6 protein-coding genes are annotated in these 9,318 nt (G+C 71.9%); all 6 read left to right on the forward strand.

Annotated elements, in window-relative coordinates:
- The first annotated feature begins 115 nt into the window (after positions 1 to 115).
- Positions 116 to 2,302, forward strand: a complete 2,187-nt coding sequence (gene glgX, locus ACYVM4_RS12095; RefSeq protein WP_460668702.1) for a glycogen debranching protein GlgX — start codon at positions 116 to 118, stop codon at positions 2,300 to 2,302.
- Between the two features lie 84 nt (positions 2,303 to 2,386).
- A complete protein-coding gene (gene treY / locus ACYVM4_RS12100) occupies positions 2,387 to 4,744 on the forward strand; it encodes a malto-oligosyltrehalose synthase (protein WP_368820380.1) in 2,358 nt (785 codons plus the stop codon).
- A 5-nt stretch (positions 4,745 to 4,749) separates the two neighbouring features.
- Positions 4,750 to 6,621, forward strand: a complete 1,872-nt coding sequence (gene treZ, locus ACYVM4_RS12105) for a malto-oligosyltrehalose trehalohydrolase (protein WP_368820379.1) — start codon at positions 4,750 to 4,752, stop codon at positions 6,619 to 6,621.
- A 107-nt stretch (positions 6,622 to 6,728) separates the two neighbouring features.
- Complete coding sequence (locus ACYVM4_RS12110) at positions 6,729 to 7,754, forward strand: aldo/keto reductase (protein WP_368820567.1); 1,026 nt, start codon at positions 6,729 to 6,731, stop codon at positions 7,752 to 7,754.
- Between the two features lie 19 nt (positions 7,755 to 7,773).
- Positions 7,774 to 8,451: a LysE family translocator gene (locus ACYVM4_RS12115; protein ID WP_368820378.1), complete on the forward strand. Its 678-nt coding sequence runs from the start codon at positions 7,774 to 7,776 to the stop codon at positions 8,449 to 8,451.
- Between the two features lie 154 nt (positions 8,452 to 8,605).
- Positions 8,606 to 9,318, forward strand: a 713-nt coding sequence (locus ACYVM4_RS12120; RefSeq protein WP_460668703.1) for an inositol-3-phosphate synthase, incomplete at its 3' end; no start/stop codon positions are given.

The following is a 9,318-nucleotide window of genomic DNA, read 5'->3' on the forward strand; positions in this document are numbered from 1 at the left end:
GGACCGCCCCCCGGGACACGGCCGGCTCCGGTCCGGGCTAAGATCGATCCCACTTGCCCCAATACCCAGCCCGCTGACGGTGACCCCTGCCCGGCGGTACGACAGGAGATCCCCCATGGAAGTCTGGCCCGGTCAGCCCTATCCCCTCGGAGCCACCTTCGACGGAACCGGCACGAACTTCGCCCTCTTCAGCGAGGCCGCCGAGAAGGTCGAGCTGTGCTTGTTCGACGAGGACGGCACCGAGACCCGCATCGACGTCGCCGCACAGGACAGCTATGTCTGGCACTGCTACCTCCCGACGATCCAGCCCGGGCAGCGCTACGGCTACCGCGTGCACGGACCGTGGAACCCTGCCGAGGGCCAGCGCTTCAACTCCGCCAAGCTGCTGCTCGACCCCTACGCCAAGGCCGTCTCCGGCCAGATCGACTGGGACCAGGCGCTGTTCTCCTACGACTTCGGCGACGAGGACTCGTTCAACGACGAGGACTCGGCCTCCCACATGATGATGGGCGTGGTGATCAACCCGTTCTTCAACTGGGAGGGCGACCGCACCCCCCGCACGCCGTACCACAAGTCGGTGATCTACGAGGCCCACGTCAAGGGTCTCACCCAGCAGCACCCGGAGGTGCCCGAGGAGCAGCGCGGCACCTACGCCGGCGTGGCCCACCCCGCGGTGATCGCGCACCTGAAGAAGCTCGGCATCACGGCCATCGAGCTCATGCCCGTGCACCAGTTCGTGCAGGACAGCACCCTGCTCGACCAGGGGCTGCGCAACTACTGGGGCTACAACACCATCGGGTTCTTCGCCCCGCACAACGAGTACCACTCCACCAACGACCTCGGCGGCCAGGTCCAGGAGTTCAAGGCCATGGTGCGCGCCCTGCACCAGGCCGACATCGAGGTCATCCTCGACGTGGTGTACAACCACACGGCCGAGGGCAACCACATGGGCCCCACCCTGTCCATGAAGGGCATCGACAACCAGGCCTACTACCGGACGGTGGAGGGCGACCAGAAGTTCTACATGGACTACACGGGCACCGGCAACACCCTCAACGTCCGCCACCCGCACTCCCTGCAGCTCATCATGGACTCCCTGCGCTACTGGGTGACCGAGATGCACGTGGACGGCTTCCGCTTCGACCTCGCCTCCGCGCTGGCCCGCGAGTTCTACGACGTGGACAAGCTGGCCACGTTCTTCGAGCTCGTCCAGCAGGACCCGGTCGTCTCCCAGGTGAAGCTCATCGCGGAGCCGTGGGACGTCGGCCCCGGCGGCTACCAGGTGGGCAACTTCCCGCCCCAGTGGACGGAGTGGAACGGGAAGTACCGGGACACCGTGCGCGACTTCTGGCGCGGGGAGCCCTCGACCCTCGGCGAGTTCGCCTCCCGCATCACGGGCTCGGCGGACCTCTACGAGCACAGCGGCCGCCGTCCGTTCGCGTCGATCAACTTCGTCACCGCCCACGACGGCTTCACGCTGCGGGACCTGGTCTCCTACAACGAGAAGCACAACGAGGCCAACGGCGAGGGCAACAACGACGGCGAGTCCCACAACCGCTCCTGGAACTGCGGCGTGGAGGGCCCCACCGACGACCCCGAGGTGCTCGCCCTGCGCTCCCGCCAGCAGCGCAACTACCTCGCGACGCTGCTGCTGTCCCAGGGCACGCCCATGGTGCTGCACGGCGACGAGCTCGGCCGCACGCAGGACGGCAACAACAACACCTACTGCCAGGACAACGAGCTGTCGTGGATCAACTGGGACACCATGGACGGCCCGCTCACCGAGTTCGTCGCCGCCGTGACCCACCTGCGCCACGACCACCCGACGTTCCGGCGCTCGGACTTCTTCGACGGCCGTCCCGTCGAGATGGACGCGGACGACACCGGCCGCCCGATGCCCGACATCGCGTGGCTGAACACGGACGGGGCCCCGCTCAAGCCCGCCGACTGGGGCGAGCCGCTGTCCCGCTCCTTCGGGATGTGGCTCAACGGCAACGGCATCGCCGGTGTGGACATGCGCGGGCGGCCCATCACGGACGTAAACTTCATCGTGTACTTCAACTCCAACCCGGAGCCCGTGAAGTGCAAGCTCCCCCCGGTGCGATACGGCCGGCAGTGGGAGGAGGTCATCGACACCGCGGGCAAGTACGCCGACGGACAGATCCGCAAGGCCCGCACCGCGATCGTCCTCGAGGGCAAGTCGATGGTCGTGCTGCGCGCCTACGAGGCCCCCGAGGAGGAGCCCGACGCGTCGGTCGCCGCCTCCGTGGCCGCGTACGCGAAGGCGCCGCAGGACCAGTGACCTGACGGCCCCGGCAGGCTGTCGACCCGGACACGGGTCGACAGCCTGCTGGCGTTTCCGGGGCCGGGCCGACAGACTGGTGCGGTGCGCACACCTATCTCGACCTACCGACTCCAGATCACCTCCGACCTGACGCTCGACCGCGCCGCAGGGCTCGTGGACTACCTCCACGACCTCGGCGCCGACTGGGTCTACCTGTCGCCGATCCTCCGGGCCGTCGACGGCTCCGACCACGGCTACGACGTCGCGTCCCCCGCCGAGGTGGACCCCGTCCGCGGCGGTGCCGCCGGGCTCAAGGCCCTCGCCGACGCCGCCCACGCCCGCGGCATGGGCGTGCTGGTGGACATCGTCCCCAACCACCAGGGCGTCGCCGCCCCGGAGCAGAACCCCTGGTGGTGGTCGCTGCTGGCGCAGGGCCAGGAGTCGCCGTACGCGAAGGCCTTCGACGTCGAGTGGGCGGCCGGCGGCGGCAGGGTGCTGATCCCCGTGCTGGGCGACGGCGACGACGAGCTCGCGCAGCTCCGGGTCCAGGACGGCACGCTGCGCTACTACGACAACGTCTACCCGCTGGCCGAGGGCACGTGGGCGGAGGGCGACGACCCGCAGGACGTCCACGACCGGCAGCACTACGAGCTCGTGAACTGGCGCCGCGGCGACGCCGAGCTCAACTACCGCCGGTTCTTCACCGTCGCCACGCTCGCGGGCGTGCGCGTCGAGGACCCGGAGGTCTTCGACGAGTCCCACGCGGAGATCAGGCGCTGGATCGACGAGGGCCTCGTCGACGGTCTGCGCATCGACCACCCCGACGGGCTGCGCGACCCGCGGCAGTACCTCGAGCAGCTGAAGGAGCTCACGGGCGGCGCCTACGTCGTCGTCGAGAAGATCCTCGAGCCCGGCGAGCGGCTGCCGCGCGACTGGGCCACCGCTGGCACCACCGGCTACGACGCCCTCGGCGTGATCGACCGGCTGCTCACCGACCCGGCCGGGGAGTACGCGCTCACGAGCCTGGACGCCCGGCTGCGGGACGGCGAGCCCGTGCACTGGGACGAGATGATCCACGGCACCAAGCGCGCCATGGCCGACGGCGCGCTGCTGGCCGAGGTCCGGCGCCTCGCCCGCCTCGTGCCCGAGGACGCCGGCCTGGAGCGGGCCGTCGCGGAGGACGGGCTGGCGGAGATCCTCGCGAACTTCCCCGTCTACCGCAGCTACCTGCCCGAGGGCGCCGAGCATCTGCGGGCGGCCCTCGAGGCGGCCCGGGAGCAGCGCCCGGACCTCTCCGGCGCGCTCGGGACGCTCGGCGGGCTGCTCGGGGTCGACGCGACGGACGAGGCCGAGATGGGGGAGCTCGCCCGCCGCTTCCAGCAGACCTCCGGGATGGTCATGGCCAAGGGCGTGGAGGACACCGCGTTCTACCGCTTCCCGCGCCTGACGTCGCTGACCGAGGTCGGCGGCGACCCGTCGCACTTCGCCGTGACGCCCGAGGAGGCGCACGCCGAGCTCGCCCGGCGGGCCGCCGAGGAGCCCCTGGCGATGACGACGCTGTCCACGCACGACACCAAGCGCTCCGAGGCGGTGCGGGCACGGATCACCGTGCTCGCCGAGGCCGGGGAGCAGTGGGCCGGCGTGGTCGGCACCGTCAAGAAGCTCGCCGAGCAGGCCGGGGCCCTGGTGGGCGACGGCCCGCTCGTGAACCTCGTGCTCCAGGCCGTGGTGGGCGCCTGGCCCATCTCCCAGGACCGCGTGCTGGACTACGCCCTCAAGGCAGCCCGCGAGGCCGGCAACTCCACCGCGTGGGTCGACGGGGACGCCGGGTTCGAGCAGCGGCTCACCCGGTTCGTCGAGCTCGTCCACCACGACCCGCAGATGCGGGCCGTCGTCGAGGGCTTCGCCGCGCACGTGACCCCGGCCGGCTGGGCGAACGGGCTCGCCGCCAAGCTCGTCCAGCTCACGATGCCCGGCGTCCCGGACGTCTACCAGGGCTCCGAGCTGTGGGCCGAGTCCCTCGTGGACCCCGACAACCGCCGTCCCGTCGACTTCCAGGACCGGGCCGCCCGGCTGGCGCGCCTGGACACCCCCGTGGGCGGCACCGCGGACGGGATCCCCGCCGTGGGACCGGACGGCGCCGCCAAGCTGCTCGTCACCAGCCGCGCCCTGCGGCTGCGCCGGGACCGTCCCGAGCTGTTCACCGGCTACACCCCGCTGACCGCGTCCGGCCCCCTGGCCGGGCACGTGTTCGCGTTCGACCGCGGCGGCGCCGTGACCGTGTCCACCCGCCTGCCCCTCGGCCTCGCGGCCGCGGGCGGCTTCGACGGCGAGACCCTCGAGCTGCCCGCGGGCGACTACGAGGACGTGCTGACCCGCCGTCTGCACACGGGCACCGTGGCGCTGTCCCGGCTGCTGGCCGACTACCCCGTGGCGCTGCTGCGCCGGAAGGACTCCTGACCTCCATGAACACCCGTGAGCACCTGAACCGCTTCGACGTCTGGGCCCCGCACGCCAGGACGGTGACCGTGCGGATCGAGGGCGACGACCACGATATGATCCCCGCCGCGGACCTGCCCGAGGGCTCCCCGGCGGGCACCGCGGCGCGGCGCGACGGCTGGTGGACCCTGCCCGACGGCGCCGAGGTGCCCGAGGGCACCGTGCGCTACGGCTACCTCCTGGGCAAGACCTTCGACGAGGGCACGGGGCAGGAGCGCTCACAGATCTCCGAGGTCCTGCCGGACCCGCGCTCCCGCCGCCAGCCCCAGGGCGTGCACGACCTCTCCTGCACGTTCGAGCCCTCCGCGCACCGGTGGGGGGACGCCGCGTGGACCGGGCGCACCCTCGCCGGGTCGGTGATCTACGAGCTGCACCCCGGCACGTTCACCGCCGAGGGCACCCTCGACTCGGCGGTCGAGCGCCTCGACCACCTCGTCGAGCTCGGCGTGGACTTCGTGGAGCTGCTGCCCGTCAACGGGTTCAACGGCGAGCACAACTGGGGCTACGACGGTGTCCTCTGGTACACCGTGGACGAGTCCTACGGCGGGCCCGCCGCCTACCAGCGCTTCGTGGACGCGTGCCACCAGCGCGGGATCGGCGTGATCCAGGACGTGGTCTACAACCACCTCGGCCCGTCCGGGAACTACCTGCCCCTGTTCGCCGACTACTTCAAGCCGGGCTCCAGCACCTGGGGCGACCTCATCAACCTCGACGGCTGGGGCTCGGACGGGGTCCGGGACTACATCCTGGACAACGTGGAGATGTGGCTGCGCGACTACCACGTGGACGGGTTCCGCCTCGACGCCGTGCACGCCCTGCAGGACCACCGGGCCGTGCACATCCTCGAGGAGATCGCCGAGCTCGTGGAGCGCGTGGGCGTGGAGACCGGCAAGCCCCTGTTCACCGTCGCGGAGTCCGACCTCAACGACCACCGGATGATCACGCCGACCACGGCCCAGGGCCTCGGCATGACCGGGCAGTGGCTCGACGACTTCCACCACGCCGCCCACGTGGCGCTCACCGGGGAGACCCAGGGCTACTACGCCGACTTCGCCGCCCTCGGGACCCTCGACAAGGTGATGCGGGACGCGTTCTACCACGACGGCACCATGTCGGTCTTCCGCGGCCGCCACCACGGCCGGCCGGTCGACAAGCAGCGCGTGCGCCCGTGGCAGTTCGTCACGTGCATCCAGAACCACGACCAGATCGGCAACCGCGCCGCGGGGGACCGGATCAGCGCGAGCCTCACGCCCGACCAGCTCGTGCTGGGCGCCGCCGTGCTGCTCACCCAGCCGTTCACCCCCATGCTGTTCATGGGGGAGGAGTGGGGCGCGTCCACCCCGTGGCAGTTCTTCACCGCCCACCCCGAGCCCGAGCTCGGGGAGGCCGTGGCGAAGGGCCGCAAGGCGGAGTTCGCGTCCATGGGCTGGGACGAGGACACGGTCCCGGACCCGCAGGACCCCAGCACGTTCACGGACTCGAAGCTCGACTGGGATGAGCTCGCCCAGGACGACCACGCCCGGGTGCTGACCGCCTACCGCGAGCTCATCGCGCTGCGGCGCGCCGTGCCCGAGCTCACCGACCCGCGCTTCGACACGATCGGCACCGACCTCGACGAGGGCGCCCGCTGGTTCGTGCTGCGCCGGTCCACGGCCCCGGGCTCCGCCCACGGGGTCGCGGTGCTGCTGAACTTCGGCGCCGAGCCCGCGCGGGTCCCGTTCCCCGGCCGCCAGGACGCCGAGGTGCTCTTCCGCTCCGGCGACGTGTCGCTGACCGCGGGGACCGGCGGCGGCGTCGCCGAGCTGCCCGCCCACGGCGCCGTCGTGGTGCGCTACTGAGCCCCCACGACCGTCCCTCGAACGACCTCCCCGACCCCCGAAAGGCCGCCGTGCGCACCTACGGACCCGACGTCCCCTACCTCCCGGCCGACGACCGGTACGACACCATGCCGTACCGCCGCGTGGGCGAGTCCGGGCTCAAGCTGCCCGTGATCTCGCTCGGGCTGTGGCACAACTTCGGCGACGACAAGCCGCTGGACACCCAGCGCGCCACGCTGCGCCGGGCCTTCGACCTCGGCGTGACCCACTTCGACCTCGCCAACAACTACGGTCCCCCGGCCGGCGCCGCGGAGCTGAACTTCGGGCGGATCCTGGCGCAGGATCTCGCGCCGTACCGGGACGAGCTCGTGATCTCCTCGAAGGCCGGATGGACCATGGGGCCGGGCCCGTACCACTTCGGCGGCTCGCGGAAGTACCTGGTGTCCTCCCTGGACCAGTCCCTGCAGCGGATGGGCCTGGACCACGTGGACATCTTCTACCACCACCGCCCGGACCCGGACACCCCGCTGGAGGAGACCATGCGGGCCCTCGACCACATCGTGCGCTCCGGGCGGGCCCTGTACGTGGGGATCTCCTCCTACAACGCCGAGCTGACCCTGCGCGCCCAGCAGATCATGCGGGAACTGGGCACGCCGCTGCTGATCCACCAGCCGTCCTACTCGCTGCTCAACCGGTGGATCGAGTCCCCCGGCCCCTCGGGGACCTCCCTGCTGGGCGCCCTGACGGAGGCGGGGATGGGCTCGATCGTGTTCTCCCCCCTGGCGCAGGGCATGCTCACGGACCGGTACCTGGAGGGGGTCCCGGAGGACTCCCGGGCCGCGGCGGAGAAGTCGCTCAACCCCGAGTGGCTGACCGACACGACCCTGGAGAAGGTCCGCGGGCTGCACGACATCGCCGCCGCGCGCGGGCAGAGCCTGGCCCAGATGGCGATCGCCTGGGTGCTGCGCGAGCAGCCGGACGGTCAGGTCAGTACCGCGCTCGTGGGGGCCTCCTCGCCGCAGCAGCTCGAGGACAGCGTGGGCGCCGTGCACCGGCTCTCCTTCACCACGGAGGAGCTGGACGCGATCGACCGGCTGGCCACGGACTCCGACATCAACATCTGGGCGGGCGCCCGCGACTCCAAGACCGCGTGAGCGGCGGGGCCCGGTAGCCGTGGAGGCCTCGCAGTACCTCGCCCTGCTCGGGCTGTGGATCGCCGGGATCGTCGCCCCCGGCCCGGACGTCCTGGTGATCCTGCGCAACGCGTCGCTGGGCTCCCGGACGGCCGGCGTGCTCACCGCGGTGGGCGTGATGACCGGCAACCTGGTGTGGATCACGCTCTCCCTCACGGGGGTGACCGTCCTGATCGGCCAGGCCGAACCGCTCCAGCGGGTCGTCCAGGTGGCCGGGGCGCTGTTCCTCGGCTGGCTGGGGGTGAGCGGGATCCGGGCGGGTCTCGCCGCCCGGGCCGTGCCGGACCGGGTGCCGAGCGCGGCGGGCCGCGGGCCCGGGAGCGTCCCGGGGGAGCCGCCGGCCCCGCCGGGGCGCACCGTCACCCCCGGACGGGCCTTCGCGCTCGGGCTCGTGACGAACCTCTCCAACGCGAAGGCCATCATCTTCTTCGTGGCGCTGTTCGCCAACGTGGTCCCGGCGGGCGCGCTGTGGTGGGAGACGGCCCTGGTCTTCGTGCTGCTCGTGGCCGTGGGCCTCGCCTGGTTCGCCGCGGTCGCGTGGGTCGGCTCGGTCGAGCGGCTGGCCGCGGGCTTCCGGCGGCACGGGGCCGCCGTGGAGCTCGCCGCCGGCGTGCTGTTCCTCGTGCTCGCCCTGGGCCTGCTGCTCAGCGCGCTCTGAGCCCGCCGGCCGGCCGCCCGCCGGGCCGGGCCCGCCCCCGGCGGGCACTACACTGGAGCGCTGGGTCCTGCCCGGCCGGGCGCCGGGCGCCCGTGCGGGGGTCCGCCCGGCGTGCGCCGGGGACGGGACCCAGACGACCAGACAAAGGAGTCCCGTGTCCCACCATCCCATTCGCGTGGCCGTCGCCGGTGTCGGCAACTGCGCCTCCTCCCTGATCCAGGGCGTGCACTTCTACGCCGACGCCGACCCGGCCGAGACCGTCCCCGGGCTGATGCACGTGCAGTTCGGCGACTACCACGTGGGCGACGTGCAGTTCGTGGCCGCCTTCGACGTCGACGCCGCCAAGGTCGGCCTGGATCTCTCCGAGGCGATCTCGGCCGGGGAGAACAACACCCTCGTCTTCGCCGACGTCCCGCACTCTGGGGTCACCGTCCAGCGCGGACCCACCCTGGACGGGCTGGGCGAGTACTACCGGGCGATGGTCGAGGAGTCGGCCGCCGAGCCCGTGGACGTGGTGCAGGCGCTCAAGGACGCACGCGCCGACGTCCTGGTGTCCTACCTGCCCGTGGGCTCCGAGGAGGCCGACCGCTTCTACGCCCAGGCCGCGATCGAGGCGGGGGTGGCCTTCGTCAACGCGCTGCCCGTGTTCATCGCCTCCGACCCGGGGTGGGCGCAGAAGTTCACCGAGGCCGGGGTGCCGATCGTCGGCGACGACATCAAGTCCCAGATCGGGGCGACCATCACCCACCGCGTCCTGGCGAAGCTGTTCGAGGACCGCGGGTACGTGCTGGACCGCACCTACCAGCTCAACGTGGGCGGGAACATGGACTTCATGAACATGCTCGAGCGCACCCGGCTGGAGTCCAA

The sequence above is a fragment of the Kocuria himachalensis genome, assembly GCF_054784195.1.

Bases quoted from the DNA above. Each gene is read 5' to 3' on its own strand.
- ACYVM4_RS12110 (WP_368820567.1), top strand. From the start codon at position 6,729: ATGCCGTACCGCCGCGTGGGCGAGTCCGGGCTCAAGCTGCCCGTGATC.
- glgX (WP_460668702.1), top strand. From the start codon at position 116: ATGGAAGTCTGGCCCGGTCAGCCCTATCCCCTCGGAGCCACCTTCGAC.
- treZ (WP_368820379.1), top strand. From the start codon at position 4,750: ATGAACACCCGTGAGCACCTGAACCGCTTCGACGTCTGGGCCCCGCAC.